The organism is Alkalihalobacillus trypoxylicola (assembly GCF_001590785.1).
GTDB lineage: Bacteria > Bacillota > Bacilli > Bacillales > Bacillaceae_D > Alkalihalobacillus > Alkalihalobacillus trypoxylicola.
Genome location: NZ_LTAO01000001.1, coordinates 600,886 through 617,526 on the forward strand (window position 1 = coordinate 600,886; position 16,641 = coordinate 617,526).

15 protein-coding genes and 1 tRNA gene are annotated in these 16,641 nt (G+C 33.8%); 7 read left to right on the forward strand and 9 right to left on the reverse strand.

Translation table 11 applies throughout. The features are described from left to right. Positions 1-47: 47 nt before the first annotated feature. The 4 genes from AZF04_RS02820 to AZF04_RS02835 form a co-directional block, all read right to left on the reverse strand. Positions 48-1,031 carry a LacI family DNA-binding transcriptional regulator gene (locus AZF04_RS02820; RefSeq protein WP_061947449.1) on the reverse strand — a complete coding sequence of 328 codons (984 nt, stop codon included), beginning with the start codon at positions 1,029-1,031 and terminating at the stop codon, positions 48-50. A 101-nt stretch (positions 1,032-1,132) separates the two neighbouring features. Continuing rightward, complete coding sequence (locus AZF04_RS02825) at positions 1,133-2,935, reverse strand: heparinase II/III family protein (RefSeq protein ID WP_161485252.1); 1,803 nt, start codon at positions 2,933-2,935, stop codon at positions 1,133-1,135. A 477-nt stretch (positions 2,936-3,412) separates the two neighbouring features. Then, entirely contained in the window at positions 3,413-4,315 is a 903-nt protein-coding gene (locus tag AZF04_RS02830; protein WP_061947500.1) for an NAD(P)/FAD-dependent oxidoreductase, read from the reverse strand. 83 nt (positions 4,316-4,398) lie between these two features. Continuing rightward, positions 4,399-5,493, reverse strand: a complete 1,095-nt coding sequence (locus AZF04_RS02835; RefSeq protein WP_061947451.1) for a metallophosphoesterase — start codon at positions 5,491-5,493, stop codon at positions 4,399-4,401. A gap of 235 nt (positions 5,494-5,728) precedes the next feature. Here AZF04_RS02835 and AZF04_RS02840 point away from each other — a divergent pair. The 5 genes from AZF04_RS02840 to AZF04_RS02865 all read left to right on the forward strand — a co-directional run bounded on the left by AZF04_RS02840 (position 5,729) and on the right by AZF04_RS02865 (position 9,733). Then, positions 5,729-5,801 (forward strand) — tRNA-Val (locus AZF04_RS02840). 1,043 nt (positions 5,802-6,844) lie between these two features. Next, a complete protein-coding gene (locus AZF04_RS02850; protein ID WP_061947453.1) occupies positions 6,845-7,366 on the forward strand; it encodes a PH domain-containing protein in 522 nt (173 codons plus the stop codon). A gap of 355 nt (positions 7,367-7,721) precedes the next feature. Further along, complete coding sequence (locus AZF04_RS02855; protein ID WP_061947454.1) at positions 7,722-8,156, forward strand: NUDIX hydrolase; 435 nt, start codon at positions 7,722-7,724, stop codon at positions 8,154-8,156. 24 nt (positions 8,157-8,180) lie between these two features. Continuing rightward, complete coding sequence (locus AZF04_RS02860; protein ID WP_061947455.1) at positions 8,181-8,726, forward strand: histidine phosphatase family protein; 546 nt, start codon at positions 8,181-8,183, stop codon at positions 8,724-8,726. 455 nt (positions 8,727-9,181) lie between these two features. Beyond that, positions 9,182-9,733 carry a hypothetical protein gene (locus AZF04_RS02865; protein ID WP_061947456.1) on the forward strand — a complete coding sequence of 184 codons (552 nt, stop codon included), beginning with the start codon at positions 9,182-9,184 and terminating at the stop codon, positions 9,731-9,733. Between the two features lie 463 nt (positions 9,734-10,196). On the opposite strand, the gene AZF04_RS02870 is transcribed toward AZF04_RS02865, so the two are convergent. From AZF04_RS02870 to AZF04_RS02880, 3 genes are read right to left on the reverse strand one after another with little or no spacing between them, the layout of a single operon-like run. Then, on the reverse strand, positions 10,197-10,667 hold the full coding sequence (locus tag AZF04_RS02870; protein ID WP_045479878.1) for a GNAT family N-acetyltransferase: 471 nt from the start codon (positions 10,665-10,667) through the stop codon (positions 10,197-10,199). Positions 10,668-10,678: 11 nt separating this feature from the next. Next, entirely contained in the window at positions 10,679-11,161 is a 483-nt protein-coding gene (locus tag AZF04_RS02875) for a DinB family protein (protein ID WP_061947501.1), read from the reverse strand. Between the two features lie 47 nt (positions 11,162-11,208). Next, complete coding sequence (locus AZF04_RS02880; RefSeq protein ID WP_153017199.1) at positions 11,209-11,637, reverse strand: DUF5391 family protein; 429 nt, start codon at positions 11,635-11,637, stop codon at positions 11,209-11,211. 152 nt (positions 11,638-11,789) lie between these two features. On the opposite strand from AZF04_RS02880, the gene AZF04_RS02885 reads away from it, so the two are divergent. Next, positions 11,790-12,827, forward strand: coding sequence for a lactonase family protein (locus AZF04_RS02885; protein WP_061947458.1), 1,038 nt, complete (start codon positions 11,790-11,792; stop codon positions 12,825-12,827). 547 nt (positions 12,828-13,374) lie between these two features. On the opposite strand, the gene AZF04_RS02890 is transcribed toward AZF04_RS02885, so the two are convergent. After that, entirely contained in the window at positions 13,375-14,283 is a 909-nt protein-coding gene (locus AZF04_RS02890) for a hypothetical protein (RefSeq protein WP_061947459.1), read from the reverse strand. Between the two features lie 122 nt (positions 14,284-14,405). After that, complete coding sequence (locus AZF04_RS02895) at positions 14,406-15,839, reverse strand: glycoside hydrolase family 28 protein (RefSeq protein WP_061947460.1); 1,434 nt, start codon at positions 15,837-15,839, stop codon at positions 14,406-14,408. A 110-nt stretch (positions 15,840-15,949) separates the two neighbouring features. Here AZF04_RS02895 and AZF04_RS02900 point away from each other — a divergent pair, with 110 nt between their 5' ends. After that, positions 15,950-16,609, forward strand: coding sequence for a YesL family protein (locus AZF04_RS02900; RefSeq protein ID WP_061947461.1), 660 nt, complete (start codon positions 15,950-15,952; stop codon positions 16,607-16,609). Positions 16,610-16,641 lie beyond the last annotated feature (32 nt).

The following is a 16,641-nucleotide window of genomic DNA, read 5'->3' on the forward strand; positions in this document are numbered from 1 at the left end:
AATTTAAATCCTTTCGCATGATTCTCTTATGACTAATTGTGTTTTAATTACTTTACCCTTTTAATTTCTTTTCCTTTTTTAATCATCTCAAATAAATTCATCATCTCCATAGATAGAATTTGATAATTATGATTGACTGTCGTCAAGCTTGGATAAACGATATCGGAAAGAAATATATCATCAAACCCTACATAGGAAAAAGTTCTAATCGGGATATTTTGCATCCTTAATTCTTTTAACACCCCATAAATCACTAAATCATTCATGCCCATTATAGCTGTCGGTAGCTGGTCGCTTTCTAATAAAGTTCTCGTTGCCTTTCGACCACCTTCAATATTAAAATCCGAATATATTTGCCACTTGGGTACAATACTAATTTGATTTTTCTTCAGTGTTTTTTTATAAGTAGCTATCTTTATATCAGTAGCCGTAACCCCTTTTTTTTCACCTAAGTAGGCTATTTTACGATGACCTAATGCCAATAAATACTCAATTGCGGCCTCAATCCCACCTACTTCATCCGTTCTGACATTATAACCATTCATTCCTTTCATTTTTCCATTCACCATAATAATGGGGACTCTTTTCATAACGGTAGACATTTCTTCTAATTCTTTCTTTTCTGGCTTTGCCTTATTAATTCTTCCCCCCATGAAAATAATACACTCTACTCTTCTTTCCGAAAATTCTCGTAAATGAATGGCTTCAATTTCACTATTATCCATTGAATTTCGAAGTAAAACCGTAAAACCCTTTTCCAAAGCTAACCTCTCAAACTCAATAAACACTTGTGAAAAAAAGGGATTAGAGATATCAGGTAATATAAAACCAATTAAATTTGTCTGCTTTTTGGTTAAGCTTCTCGCTGACTCATTGGGAGTAAAACCTGACTCTCTCATTTTATCTAACACCATTTGTCTCGTGCTCTCTTTAACTAAAGGATTACTTGTTAAGACTCTTGATACAGTAGCTGGAGATACATTAGCTGATTTCGCTATATCATAAATGGTGACATCCTTTTTAACAATCAATAACTACACCTCAATTTTTTGAAACCGATTTCAAAAACAAATATACTATTTTTAGGAAGAAAAAGTCAATACCTTTTTCAGATAATTATAAAAATTTTACTTTAATTTATAAAATGAAATTCTATTTTTCTATCCATTTCTTGCTTAGTAATAGTTGAGACTAAATCAATAGCATACGCAGTTTCTTTTACTCCTTGATGATTCATAAACTCTAAAGGCGTCCAATGTGGTGATAATAATGAATAATCAAAAGTAATAAGTAAATCAACTGAATGTTCACTTTTTAATAAAAGTCCTTTTTCCACTCGACTAATATTTTTAATGGGTGTAATAAATCGTTCAACCAGTTTTTTATCTAAGTACTTACTAGAAATCGTAAACTGATCATTCAAAATTAATATTCCCTTTCTTTTTTGCAGAGTATAGGTTCTGATATACTCTTTTAAAATTTCATCAGGGTATGCATTCGTCATATTTATTTTTAAGGAATCTTGTTCAGCTTGAATGTCGACTTCGTTCAGCTTAGCCTGATAGTTGTATCCCTCTTTTTGGCCTTCTCCATTAAATATCGGAACTGAGTGTCCAAATGAATGATTAACCATATAAGAATAACGTTTCTTACCAAAGTAATCCTTTGTGTATAACCCACTTCCTAGATCTGTTAAAAAGGTTTGACCGGCTCCATGTAAAATAAAGTGGCCTAAGTCGTTGTGATTATGAGGCTCGTTATTATGTCCTCCTTTTGTTGCAAATGCATATTTTTCATTTTTAAGCTCAAATCTAGAAATAAACCATTGTGAAGTTTCTAAGTAATAGCTTTGATTACGCCAATTTTCTCCTTTTTTCTCCGGTTGATACCAAATAATATTTCTTATCGCTGGCGCCCATCGACTACAATGATCCTCATCAAATGAGGCTCTTAAGTTTGATTTTGGAACATCAATATCAGGAAATTTCTCATTCAAATAATGTGATAAGCCTAGAAATACTCCCTTACATTGACTAGAATCAGAAAAGTTTACTAAAAAATTTCCAGACAAAAAGGCTTTTTGTTGAAAGAGCGCAATTTGATGGATTTTATCATCAGAAAATAAATTAATTTTTTGATTTGTTTTTTTTAGAAGTAAATCAGCAAAATAAACGAAATAACCAAAACCATACTCCCAATACACATAGCCCTCTAAACAAGCACCATCTTCATTAAAGCCTTCTTTGTAATGTTCTAATGCTGGCAAAACTCTCTCTAGTATTTGTGTTAATTGAACAGGGTCCTCTATTTCATATAAAGCTGCTGCTCCTACTGCCCCTCCGCATACAGCAGCCCAATTATGATCAGCACTTTCCCAAAAAAAGGGCTTTTGCTTCAAGAACGGTTGCAGTACTCTTTTGGCTACCTCATGTGACACATATTGGAGAATAAATGGATCTAGTACCTCTTTTAATAACTCTTTAATTTCACATAACGAAAAAGCCGTTTCTGCAGCAAATAAATCGATCGTATAAGTATTTTCTATTCCTTCCTCTTTTTTGGTATGAGCTGGTAAACACCATGTATATTCCAAACAGATTGACCAAATCACATTTTGCAGTGCATCTTTAAAAGTTGCATTATCTGGATTAAGTAAAAGCATAATCGCAAAAGTATTTAAACGTCTTCTTTTCAAAAAATAGGTACGTTCATACTCAGTACGTGAGCCTTTCGTATAAAACATGTCAAATAATGAAAAAGTTAACTCTGGGTTTGGCTCTTTAATCAATCGCTCTGCTTCCGAAATCATCTCATTTCGAATATTCTCATATTCTTCCGTATCTCTAAAATGTTTAAAAAATTGCTGTTGCTCTTGTTTGGATGTAAATAATAAATTCTTTTTTTTATTTTCTAACCTATTTTTCAAAGATTCCAATTTATAAATCCTACCTTCCATCTTACGACTTTAACAAACATCTCCACGATCACTTTCTACATTAATTCCTATAATCCTCTTATTTTTTATTCAAAAAAACACACCAATCGACGATTAACTACAAACACTTCACCTAAAAGAGTTGCTTGTAAATTCGCTTCCCACAGGCTAAAGGGGAAGGCACCGTTTCCAGAGGATGTCGAACGAACCCAGTTGACTTCAACCAGTACAAACCTAAAGGAATAGGGCTCATTGCAATTAAATAATCCCTCTATTAGAGTAAAAAAAGCGCCATATAATCAAAAGGTGTAAAAGAATAATATAGCCTATTCGAACATAATCAGTGCTGTACCAGTAATAAGGACAAAAGATAATCTAAAAGTATCATCAATAACAAAAAAGACGAAAAAAACGTAAAAACTCCTTTGCATATTTATCAAAGGAGTTTTGTTTTCAATATAAGGTTACTTTTTTTATTTAAAATTCTTCTTCAATCATATCTGAATTGGCTCCATAAGCAGCTTTATAGCCATCAGCAGCTGACAAAATGAGTGAGGAGGGCGCTAATTCTTGACCTTCTCCTGCCGCGTAAATATTTTTTACCGAAGTCCTTCCTAAAATATCCGTATCTATTTCTAAATCTGATTTTAATTCACAGCCAAGCTGTTGTGCAAATGAATTTGCTCGAAAAAATAAGGGCGCAATAAATCCACCACTTCTTTTAAGTTTTTCGCCAGATTTTAATTCTACTTCAGTTAAATAACCATCATCACCATGTAACTTTTTGATTTTTTCTTCATAAAAAGGTATTTTCTTATGTTTTAAAACCTCTTTTATTTCATTACTTATTGGATATCCATTCGTTGCCACCATTAATTCCTTTGACCAATGATAAACGACCTTTGTTAAATGAAGAGCATGCTCGTCCCCATCCGCTATGATGATTAGCGGCTTATCTTGCAGTTCCCAGCCGTCACAATATGGACAGCTGAACAAGCTCTTTCCATAAAATAACTGAATCTCTGGAACTTCGGGGTACGATTCGTGCATTCCTGTAGCAAGAATTAATCTTTTTGCGTGATAACTCTTCTCTTTAGTTTTAACCTCAAAAATGGAGCCGTTGGATTGAGTGATTGCTTCTACCGTTGCATTCATATAATGAATATTACTATAGTTGGCTAAGTCTCTTTTGCCCAATTCTCTAAATGTAGAGGGGCTTATTTGATCTCTTGTAATAAATCCATGGGCTTCTCGTGTGACTTTGTTTCGATTCGTATCGTTATCAAAAATAATAACGGTCCTTCTTGCTCTGCCTAATGTTAAGGCTGCCTCTAGTCCTGCCGGTCCTGCTCCTATAATCGCACAATCATATTGCATCATCATATTCTCCTTATTTTCTAACATTATTAATGTTATCCCCAAGGAGACAAATGCTATTCGAAAGAATTAAAAATCATAATTGATTAATAGGTTACGGTAATCATCATCACTTCGGAACGGCTTCCAATCCGCAATGCAGGTCCCCAAAAACCAAAGCCTGATGTCGTAAATGAATGGAGCTGATTTCTCTGTAAATGTCCCCAATCATTTTCAAATAATGCTGAAGTAATTAAATTAGCTGGCATTAATTGACCTCTGTGAGTATGTCCAGAGAAAATAAAATGCGCTCCTGCTTCTTCAGCTACATCAATTTCACGGGGCTGATGGTCAATAATAAAAATCGGTAGCTCATCATCTACTATCTCGCTCGTGAGCTCTTGAATACTTTTTCGTTCTTCATTACTATAATCATGTCTACCAATAATTGACATAGTATCCTCTATCGTTACAACCTCATCCATTAGAAAATGAAAGCCCGCTGTAACCATTTCATCTCGAAGCAATAACAGATCTCCACCGTAATAATCATGATTACCCGGAACTGCAAATACCCCTAGTGGTGCTTGCATTTTTGAAATGACATCTAATAATTCATTTTCCTGAAATGGAGAAATATTATCGTTAATAATATCTCCACCTAAAAAAATCAGATCTGGATTTTCCCTACTTGTAATATCAACAAGTCTCTGTAAGTGGCGTTCTCCTATTACATTTCCTAAATGAAGATCTGCTACGAATAATATTCGCATTTCTTCTCCCTGCCATTCATCAAACTGCTCATTTAAGGAAACTTCATACTCTCGAACAACGGGTGACCAAGCATTATAAGAACCGTAGATTAAAACAAAAATAAAAAAAGCAGAAATGGTAAAGCCAAGGCCTATTTTCAAAGTATTCCTTCTTTTAAATAAAAAATAAAGCACGTTTGCTAACGGTAAAATAATCATACTATAACCGACAATCGCCATCCAGAACCCACCTATTACTTCTAAAAAGAACGAGGGAATAAAATAAGAAATAAAAAGCGCAGATGACAGACCAGCTATTAAGAAACTATATGTTTTTTTATAACGAAAAGAAAAAGCTGCCTTTAACCAAACCCATCCGTTGTAAGCAATATAAAAACAGATTAAAGAATATATCAGTATAAAAACCACAAGAAAAACATAATTAGGCATAAACCTTTTCTCCTTTGTCATTTGAGTCCTTTTTATTTTATCACTAACTAATTAAAGGATTAAGTAAGAAGGCTTGAAGTAGAAACACAAATCTTTTCCACCAAAAGAAATGCTGACAAAAATCTACGGAAAGGAGTATGAAACAAATGAACCGTTTTCTATCTCATTAGAATTTATGTTGACAAAGTTATCAGAGATTCATATAATATAAATATTGTCACGACAACTTTAACTTGATCCGTTAGCTCAGCTGGGAGAGCGCCACCTTGACAGGGTGGAGGTCACTGGTTCGAACCCAGTACGGGTCATACTTGAAACCCTTTGTATATAAGGGTTTTTTTATTTTTATTTTTTCCCTATTCTTGACTAAATAGGCATTTGATCCTAATTTGATACGAATTTGATTTTCATACGAACATTTTTTTAGAACTAAACGCAAAAGCTAGAAGGACTTGACTATTTTACTATAATGGACCATATCTGCTGACTTCATCTTCTTATTCCTTAAACAATGCTGACATAAATAGAAGTCTCGCCTTAAAGTAGCTTCTTTGGTTAATTACCATGGCTTTGAATTATAAAAGGCTTTGGCTTTCTGGTCACTCTTATTTCGGTCATAGTATTGATGACGAATCTTTTTATCTTCTTCCGATAAGTGAATATGCTCAAGACAATACTTTTCTCTAGTAAGGTTACGACAACTTGTCTTATGGCATTTCTTTTTTGGTTTTAAGGCCTTTGTTATTTCACTTCCCTCAACTCCCTCTACAAATATTGACACCTCCTTTAATAATATAAAAAAGATACCCAATTGGATGCCTTATTTAATTTCAATATTCAATTCTTGTCTATCTTCTTCTACTAATGAATTAAGTGGAGTATTTCAACAAAAAGGGACTAATTTCCTGCATATAAAAAGAACCGACTAAGGTTGTCCTCCTCACTGTGAAAAAAGGACGGTTATTTTGAAAGTTTAGATTACATATAAAAGGCTTAAGCTAGCGGACACAAGACACGGAGACTCCAGTGGGAGGAAGTGGCCATGCCGAAATCCACTTTAAAAAAAGTTAGTTCGGCGCCACCCCACCGGACGCGAAGTGTCTTTTGGGAGCGAACATACGGGCCAAAATAGCGGAATCATTCATTCGAGAGGTATTGTCACAGCCCCTTTTTGTGTTTTCTAATAAGCATACTTCCTTCGTTGCATTTTTAATAGGAGTCTCGTTTTTAATTCGAATCATTCATCATAAAAAGCTACTCTCATTTTGTTCTAATCTCACACTAGCTTTAGAGGATTTTATTGATTCCCTCTTAAAATAAACGGTATAATTAATCTAAAAGGAGGAGAGACATGCATACTCAAGAATCGATTTTGGCTCGTTTTAAAGAGGTCGGAGTTAACGATACATTTGGTACGAAAAAAGAAATTAAAGAGCTTCCAAATATTTTACACGATGATGAAATCATCCAATATGCAACTAGTGGATTAATGGAAAATAATACTTGGTTAGTCGTTTGCACAAATACTCGTATTATTTTCTTGGACAAAGGTATGATTTATGGTTTAAAACAAAAAGAGATTGCTTTAAATAAAATTAACTCAATTGCCCAAAAACGCGGTCTCTTGCTTGGTGAAATTCATATCTGGGACGGTGCAGATAAATTTCAAATTAAAAATTGTTTAAAAGAAACGGTCCAACCTTTTGTAGATGCAACAAATCATGCTATTTCAGCATTTAGACAATCTCAAAACTCAGTGGTATCAGATGCACAAAGCAATTACTCTAAAATTAAAGAGCTAAAAGAATTATTAGATATGGGTGCCATTACAGACGAGGAATTTCAAAAAGAAAAAACCAAGTTGCTAAGCTGACCATTTTTTACTTTTGTTAATTTCATAATTCATGAGGAGTAACCAACAGCTACTTTTGCTCTTGTTTACTCCATACATAATCAAACATCCATATACTCTTGTCTTACAGAAGAACTATCCTTTTTATTCATCGCAAAAATACCCATTTGAATCATTACGCAAAGGTATTGCTTATTCCCTTAAGAAACCTATTAAAAAAACTTACAAAGTCATTCTCCTTTAATTATTTTCTTTATGTTCCTCATTAGATATTAAACTTCAGGCAATTACCATAAAAATCTATATTGAAATTCCTTATATTATTTTTCAGCATTTACTTAAACCATTTTTTATATGGTTAACGGAGGTTAGGATTATGTTTATTGTAAATGTCGAGGGAGCTATATTAAAAAAAGACAAATGGTTGATTATCGAGCGAAGTATAAAAGAAACACATGCCGCTGGTTTACTATCTCTAGTTGGTGGCAAGGTTGAAATGGAAGGTAATTTTCCCTCTATATTAGAAAGAACGCTAAAGCGTGAAATAAATGAAGAAGTAGATATAAAGGTAAAGGAACCTTTAAAATACGTACACAGTACATCTTTTATATCAGATACGGGTGAAAGTGTCGTAGATATAGTATTTCTATGCGAATATGACAATGGAAAGGCAATAGCAAAAAGTACTAATGAAGTAGAGTCAGTCCATTGGATGACAGCTCAACAAGTATTTGAACACCCTAATGCTCCTGATTATTTAAAAGAAAGTATTAAAAGAGCTGAGAAGATTAAGTGTGCAAATTTTGCCTAGTAAGATTTTATTTAAGGAGGATGTATGGATCAAAACATTTACATCATAAGGCACTGTGAAGCTGAAGGACAATCTCCCGAATCAACATTAACTGAGGACGGGTTCAATCAGGCAAATGATTTAGCTGACTTTTTATCTGATGTTGAAGTGGATCGAGTTATTTCCAGTCCATTTTTACGTGCTCTTCAAACGATTCAACCTTTTGCTACGAACAAAAATATAGAAATTGAAGTCGATCATCGATTAAGCGAACGTATCCTTAGTTCCATGCATTTTTCAGATTGGATGGATAAACTGGAAGCAACCTTCAACCATATGGATTTAACGTACAAGGGTGGAGAATCGAGTAACGATGCTAAGAAGCGAATGATAAATGTTATTCATGACATTGTGACAAGTCAATCTAAAAATAGTGTAATCGTTGCACATGGCGGGGTTATTTCGTTATTATTACATCATTATGATCAAGACTTTGGTTTTAAGGAATGGAAAGGCTTAAGTAATCCAGACGTTTACGTATTAAGACTTTCATCGATTTCGTCAAATATTAAACGAATATGGATCGATTGAAAATAAGATTTAGACTCTATCCAAATATGGAAAATTCTATATATATTCATTCTTAAAGCATTTTCACCTCTTTCCTTGTTATAATGTATCTAAGGGGCTGAGGTGATATATATGACCACCTTTATAATTGATCATAAAGATAAAGTTATTCATAAATCAACCTTTATTAATGATATGTGTAACCACAGATCAATTATATCAAGAGAAGATACAAACGATTCTCACATAATTGAGCAGCTGCAAAGTAAAAAATATACCATTTGTAAGCATTGCTCTTCTGCTTTAGGGTCTAACCTTCTTTAAGGTTAGACTTTTTTATTGTTTCCATAAATGGACTACTACCTACATAAACTTACTCGCCCTTCAAAAAAATAACGAATTTAAATATGTTAAAGACCATATTTACCTATTTATGTTAACATTATGAATATCATGAAATAAAATGGGGGTTCCCTTTGAATATTATAATATGGATTTTATATGGTTATCTTCTATTATTTTTTCATGTTTTCACTCATGAGCTAGGCCATTATATGATGGGGCGTTTTATCGTTAATATCCCTAAAGAAAATATAAGAATCAGATTGTTTCATAACCCTCCTCATGTTGCCTTAAGAGCGCAAAATAAGGACTGGATAAAACCAAATGATGAAAAAGGTCGTTTTGTGCAAACCTACTTTACTTATGATCCTGAAGGTAAGCATTCTTTTTTATTTATTATGGGAGGCTTCATTCTTCAATCTGTTATTTTCCTTATCGCTGCATTTAGTATTTATTATTTTATTAAAAACATTACTCTTGCAAATTTTATAATTGGTGGTTCTTTATTTTTCAATTTTGTCTATATTTTTGCTGATTTAGCCTTCTACCATTGGAAACGAACTCCTTCAGGAGACACTAGTTCTAGCTTACAATTTGCTCCTGTCAAAACCGTACTTTTTATTTTTTTCTTACTTTTAAGTTATGTTGTTTTGTACCTTTATATTGCTAACTTTACTCTGCTGTAAAGTTCATACTTTATTATTTAAATGCTACTCCATTAAAAATTATATCCACTTTGCCAATCGTTTAATAGAAGTATCGGATCAAATTTTTAACCCGCCAATGCCAACCATTGATACATCTTCGAAACCATCATTCGACGTAGCCTGTGAAATATCTGAATGGGTAAGGATGAGACTAGAACACTCTTTTTAAATGGAAAATGAGAACGGGACAATTCGTTTGAATAAAGAACGTCATAGATTGAGGAACACTTCATCTCCCTGGAGTATCCGCTCGAAGATGTTGATAGACATCAGTTGGATGTACATTATCCTTCTCATATGAAGGGAATGAGATTGTGTTGGCATGCGCTTCCTGTTGTCCGTTTACATGCTTCTAAGTATTCCTCGAACTGCCAATAAAAAAGATAGTGGGTAAGATCATCCGTTGATGACTTTCCCACTAAACTTAGTCTATTTCTCCGTATTAAATATGTTTAGCAAAAACGACTCTGCTCTCATTGACCCCGTCATAATGAGAATGAATTGAAATCCCGTCTTCGATAGCGTCTCCCTTTACGATTGAAAAGCCTAATTTTTGATGATAAGCGATCGAACCTTTATTAATGGGAGAAGTAATACAATGTAATGTTTTTACTCCACTTTCCTTCACATTATGAATAAAATGCTCATACAATCTTTTACCTATTTTTAGTTGTCTATAATTAGGATGAACTCCCACAAAGTGTATATAAGCTTTTTCCGATTGGCTTTGAGATAGAAAACCGATTATAAAGCCAATAAGTTCTCCATCCTTTTCCATTATGTAGCTAGTATTTTGAAAATGCTCAAAAAACAACCGTGGCAGCTTATCTTTCATATTTCGTCCACCCCACCACTCATTTAATACAGCAATAATTTTAGGATAGTCATCACTTTGTACGAAACGAATATTCAATTTTGGCCCCCTCATTCATAACGAGCTTTTAAATATTTTTTTATATAAACGATTTGACCAATATGATACGCATTATGAGTTGTACAATTAGCTAATACTCCCCACCATTTTGCCGATATGGACACAGGGAACCCTTTAACCTCTAACTCTAATTGCTCTTCATCCAATAGCTCTTGCCATTGTAGGAGTACCTCTAATAGTTTTTCCTTTAAACAAGAAAGGGTCAACTCTTCCTTCATAAGGAAACTTTCGGCATTATCTTTCAAAGGGGCAACAGCTGCTACATCTCTACTTTTATATCGTTTTTGCCAAGTTTCATTCCAATAAATTAGATGTACAATAATTTGCGCTATACTATGACTATCTGAATGAAGCTTGTAAAAGGCTTCTTCTTCTGTAACACCTTCAATAGCTTGTTCAAACGATAAATACCAACCCTGATCATTGGAATTTCCCAATAGTTGATCAGCTAATACCTCTTTCGCATGTATCAACATTCATCACTCCATTTATTTAATTTTATAAAACATTCATGAGAACCTTACATATAGTACTCTGCTTTTTCTTCTCCTGATGGTGATGATAAGACTATATTAAACCACATGATATTTACGAAAATACTTACTGTACAAAAGACCATCGTTATAATGATACTATCAGAACTATTATTAAAAACAAAAATATTCATGCATAGAGCTATAAAAATAATTGACATCATTAAAATCCCTATTCCACAAAATACAGCCATGATGTACTTCATAAAATTTAGTCCTAGATTATATAATGCAAAGCAGGTGATGTATAAAAGACTGATAAAGACTATCGCTACCCACATTTCTACATTTCCAAATGTATCGATTCTTTCTCCATATTCGATGATAGGTGTAAACGATGACATTAGAAGAACTAAATGAATGAATAAAGCAGATAACAAGGTAATCAGTACTGATTTATTATGTATGACCCTCATTCCTCTCGATTTCTACTAGTATAAATGAAGTATATAGGATGTAAAAAAAAGGAACAAGCAGAAATTGTTCTTCATTTCATATCTATTAGTTTTGCTTCTATTTTGATTATGATATAGTGAATTTGTTGTAAAATTTCAAGTGAGGTGAAAATATGAGTCAGTTAACAGCTTTTGTTGGAACATATACGAATGGAGAAAGTAAAGGAATTTACCGCTTTACCTTTGACCCTACTAGTGGCAATATTGAACTTCCAGAATTAGCAGCCGAAATAGAGGCTCCCACCTATTTAACGATTAGCCCCAATAATGAACATTTATATGCCGTTGCAAAAAATGTACAAGGTGGAGGAGTTGCTGCCTTCTCTATTTCTGAAAATCATTCATTAGATTATTTAAATGGGCTCGTTGAAGAAGGAGCAAACCCTTGTCACGTAAGTCTTCATTCAAAGAGTGGATTGCTATTATCAGCCAATTATCACAAAGGCCAAGTTGATGCCTATACACTAACTCCAGATGGAGCACTAAGTGAACATTCATCATCCGTCAAACATACTGGTTCTGGTCCAATTGAAGAACGTCAGGAAAAAGCACATGCTCACTTTGCTGGAGTAACGCCTGATGGTCAGTTTATAGTATCTGCTGATTTAGGAGCTGACTCTTTGTATGTATATGATGTAACCGAAAATGAGCTTAAATTAAAGGAAGAAATAAAAGTCAAACCCGGAACTGGTCCACGTCATATCACCTTCCATCCTAATGGAAAATTTGCTTATGTAAATGGAGAATTAAGCTCAGAAATACTCGTTTTTGAATACCATTATGGAACATTCACACTGATTCAAACGATCTCTACTTTACCAGAGGATTTTCTAGGGGATAATACAGGCGGAGCTATCCAAATTACTTCTGATGGACATTATATATATGCTTCCAATCGTGGACATGACAGTATTTATATTTTTAAAGTAAAAGAATCCGGGGAATTAGATTTTTCTTCTGCTGTAACAAGCGGTGGAGAACACCCACGTGATTTCACACTCGATCCTACAGAAAAATACGTATTTGTCGCAAATAAAGATAGCGATAATGTTGTGTTGTACACTCGAGATACAGAATCTGGAGCATTAACAAAAACAGAAAAGGAAATTTCCATACCTAACCCTGTTTGTTTAAAATTCCTTCATTATTAATTAAAACCGAATTAGAATAAAACGTATCAATAAATATATAGGTATGTTTTGAGTGAAGACTCAAACCAAAATCAGGACCCTCCCTTTTAATCAAAAGGAGGGTCCATTTGGAAATTCTGAATCCATTTCATAATGCATATCTTATAATGAAAACAGAACGATTAGGTTTTTGATTTTCACTTTAGGTAGATGCTTTCCCAAGGGCTTGTCTTCAGCTAACTCTGACTACGCTGAGCTTCGTCAGAGTGAATCTTCAAACGGCGCTGCTCCTTCGGGAGTCACTACCTACCGTTACAATCAACAAGTAAATTCAAAAACATTCAAGACATATTTTTAATAAACGTTCGGTTCCGTTTACTTATAGAGCAATGATGAAATTCAGTCAATGAATGCCGAGGTCCGCTGCTTATTAGCGTCTGCTCATCGAACAAGAAGATGGCGCAGTGAACGCCAACTCGATACATCTACCACGTTCCTATTTATGCGTCTTATTCCATACCGCTATTTATAAAGAGCCCAATTTAATAAAATAGGGCTCTTTATCTAGTTAATTCATCAAATCATATATTTCACCATTACTAGGGTTAACCACATACCAACCCCATGTAGCACTATGACCTTCATTGGTATCTGGATTATCAATAACGACTTCAAAAACCTGAAACACCCAATGACCTTCACTATTCTCATGGTCAAATTGTACCTGTACCGTCTGATGGTTAGAAACTCCTGCAAAATCAGCTACTAAATTGGTTGCCTCGTCCATCGTTAAACCTCCAGGAGGAGCCTCATAGTCTTGATTTCCAGAAACCGTATCCTGTTCCACTTCTTCTTCTTTTTCCTTTTCATCCTCTTGTTGATTTTTGTCTGATTCTGTATGATTACTTTCACTCTCTGTTTCTTGAGTGTTTTCTTGATTTAATTCTTGTTCTATTTTTTCTTCGAGCTCACTTAGCTCACCTAGTAATTCATCTAAAACCGCGTGTGACTGTTCTGGATTTTCATATTCATTTAATTGTTGCTTTGCTGCTGCATAATTTTTTTGAGATAAAAGCTCTCTTAATTGTTCAATCAAATCTCCTAACTCGTTCCATTGTGTTTCTAGAACTAATAAACGAACTTTCCATTCTTCTGCTTGATTTCTTAAAAGCTCTATTTCGTCCGACTCGGATTCTATATTTTCTATTTCCTCCGCAAGAAGATTAGCCTCTTCAAAAAGACCATTATGATAGTTTTCTATTAAGGTCATCATTTTCTCGACTGTTTCTAGAATAAGGTGATCCTCTTCCTGATCCTTTTTTTCTATTGCTAATAATAAAGCATCTTTAGCATCTTCATAACGTTCTTCGTCGATTGCCTTAAAGGCAAGCTCTTTTTGTTCATTATACGCTTGTGATGAACAAGCTGTTAAAAGTAAAGCAAGAAGTACAAAGCTTAATATGTATATTTTTTTCACAAAAAAACCCCCTTATTTCTATTATAAAAGGGGGAGGAAAGCCATGACAACCCTCATTTGAAGAATGAGATTAAAATACAAAATCTTACCTACAAACATGGACAATTAAATGTCATATTTAGTTAGATGAATTGATTATTTAATAAAACGTTGGTCGTTTGAACAAGGTCACAGTTGGAGATTAACCAATTCTTTTGAGTTTCGTCTGTTTCAAATGAACAATTGATAAACTCAATATCTTTACAGTTAGATAATAAAACTCCTTTTTTTGCCTTTACGTTTAATTGTTCAAAACGAATACCTTCAAGTCGATTCTCTTTTAAGCCTTTCATCATAAGACTATAACCAGCATGATGACAAACAATATTTTTAAACTCTATTTCTCTAAATGTTGGTGTTTTTTCCGTTACTTTATATTCTTTTGCAGCTTGTCCCTCTTGCTCATAATCCATTTGAAAAACAATAGCTTCTTTTTGAATATTTACCATTGTAATATTTGCAATATGAAGATTTTCTACTAAACCCCCTCTTTCTCTCGAGCTTTTAAACCTTAATCCCGTATCCGTTCCATAAAATTGACAATGAGAAATCGAAACGTTTTTTACTCCTCCTGACATTTCGCTCCCCACTACAAATCCACCATGTCCATGAAACACTTTACAATGCTGAATCCATATATTTTCGCTCGGTGTGTTTAATCGCCTTCCTATTTCATTTTTGCCTGATTTAATACAAATCGCATCATCACCAACATCAAAAATGGAATGTTCTACTAAAACATTTTTACAAGATTCAATATCTATTCCATCCCCGTTTTGCGAATACCATGGATTTTTCACATGCACGTTTCGGACAGTGACATTCTCACAAAACCAAGGATGGATATTCCAAGCGGGAGATTGCTGAAAAGTGGGACCGTCTAATAAAATTCGTTTACACTTTCTTAAACTGATTAAATTCGGCCGTAAAAATTCGCGAATTTCCTGATAGCTTTCTACATCTTGTTTCGTTGCTTTTAATTGCTCGATTATTTTTGAACCTTTATAGGCAGCCTCTGATGGCCACCACACTTCCTCTTGATTGCTATTTTTCGCTATCACTCCACCTTTTCCTATTAAGTTTACCCATTGTTTTTCGGTCATCTTAAATTTTTTTACTGGTCTCCAAGCTTCTCCCCCACCATCAATAACTCCTGCACCTGTAATAGAAATATCTTCTAAATTTTCTCCATCAATGGGCGATTGACACCTAATGGTTGGTTCCCCTTCAAAGCTAGAAGAGATAAGTGGATATTGTTCAAAATGAGAATGAAATAATAAAGTAGCTCCTTTTTCTAAATGAAGATTAACCTTACTTCTTAACTGCAGGGGTCCCGTCACCCATATTCCAGCAGGGATCAGTACCCTTCCTCCACCATGCTGAGCACATTTATTAATCGTATCCTGTATGCTTTTTTGATTGTTAAAAACATCACCGTACTTAGCACCTTCGTCGATTATATTAAAGTCTTGCTCTGGTATATTTGGTAATTCTATTGAATCTAATTGAACATTCATTTTTTTACCTCCTTTTAAATGTTTGCTAGACTAAAAAATATAAAATTTTCCTCTCTCCCTACATATTTATGATAAAATAAATGTATAGCATCATAGGAGGGATTCATTCTATGCAGATGACAGGATTTATGGGTAGCTTTTATCGAATAAGTGAGTGGATTATGAGATTAGCCATCATTAATCTTTTATGGATACTTTTTACTCTAGTAGGTCTAGTTGTATTTGGAGTCGTTCCGGCAACCATAGCCCTTTTTACTGTAATTAGAAAATGGCTATTAAAAGAACCGGATATTCCTATTTTCAAAACTTTTGTAAACGCTTTTAAAAAAGATTTTATTAAAGGAAACTTATTAGGACTTATATTAGGAGCTCTAGCATATATCATTTATATTGACTATCAATATTTACTGATTATTGAGAACCCTATCTTTTACTCGATTTTGTTTGTAGGGCTTGTTTTTATAAGTATTGCTTATAGTGTTCTCTTATTTAATATTTTTCCTGTTTATGTTCATTTTGATATAAAGTTTATGCAGCATATAAAATATGCTATTTTAATAGGAATTATGAATCTTCATATTACGATTTCAATGTTCGGTTGTTTATATTTAGTCTATTTGCTTAATATATATATACCTGGAATCATTCCATTTTTTAGCGTTAGTTTAGCTGGATTTGTTTGTATGTTTTTTGGAAACTTGGCTTTTAAACGTTTAGAAGCTAAGCAACAAAAAATTCTTGAAAAGGAAGCAATTGCGAGACAGGCATAAGCATATTGTAGAAAGAGGAAGGGTGATGATTC

Excerpts from the sequence above, each read along its gene's own strand:
- AZF04_RS02885 (WP_061947458.1), top strand. The coding sequence starts at position 11,790 with ATGAGTCAGTTAACAGCTTTTGTTGGAACATATACGAATGGAGAAAGT.
- AZF04_RS02855 (WP_061947454.1), top strand. The coding sequence starts at position 7,722 with ATGTTTATTGTAAATGTCGAGGGAGCTATATTAAAAAAAGACAAATGG.
- AZF04_RS02830 (WP_061947500.1), bottom strand. The coding sequence starts at position 4,315 with ATGATGCAATATGATTGTGCGATTATAGGAGCAGGACCGGCAGGACTA.
- AZF04_RS02880 (WP_153017199.1), bottom strand. The coding sequence starts at position 11,637 with ATGAGGGTCATACATAATAAATCAGTACTGATTACCTTGTTATCTGCT.
- AZF04_RS02895 (WP_061947460.1), bottom strand. The coding sequence starts at position 15,839 with ATGAATGTTCAATTAGATTCAATAGAATTACCAAATATACCAGAGCAA.
- AZF04_RS02850 (WP_061947453.1), top strand. The coding sequence starts at position 6,845 with ATGCATACTCAAGAATCGATTTTGGCTCGTTTTAAAGAGGTCGGAGTT.
- AZF04_RS02835 (WP_061947451.1), bottom strand. The coding sequence starts at position 5,493 with ATGCCTAATTATGTTTTTCTTGTGGTTTTTATACTGATATATTCTTTA.
- AZF04_RS02900 (WP_061947461.1), top strand. The coding sequence starts at position 15,950 with ATGCAGATGACAGGATTTATGGGTAGCTTTTATCGAATAAGTGAGTGG.
- AZF04_RS02860 (WP_061947455.1), top strand. The coding sequence starts at position 8,181 with ATGGATCAAAACATTTACATCATAAGGCACTGTGAAGCTGAAGGACAA.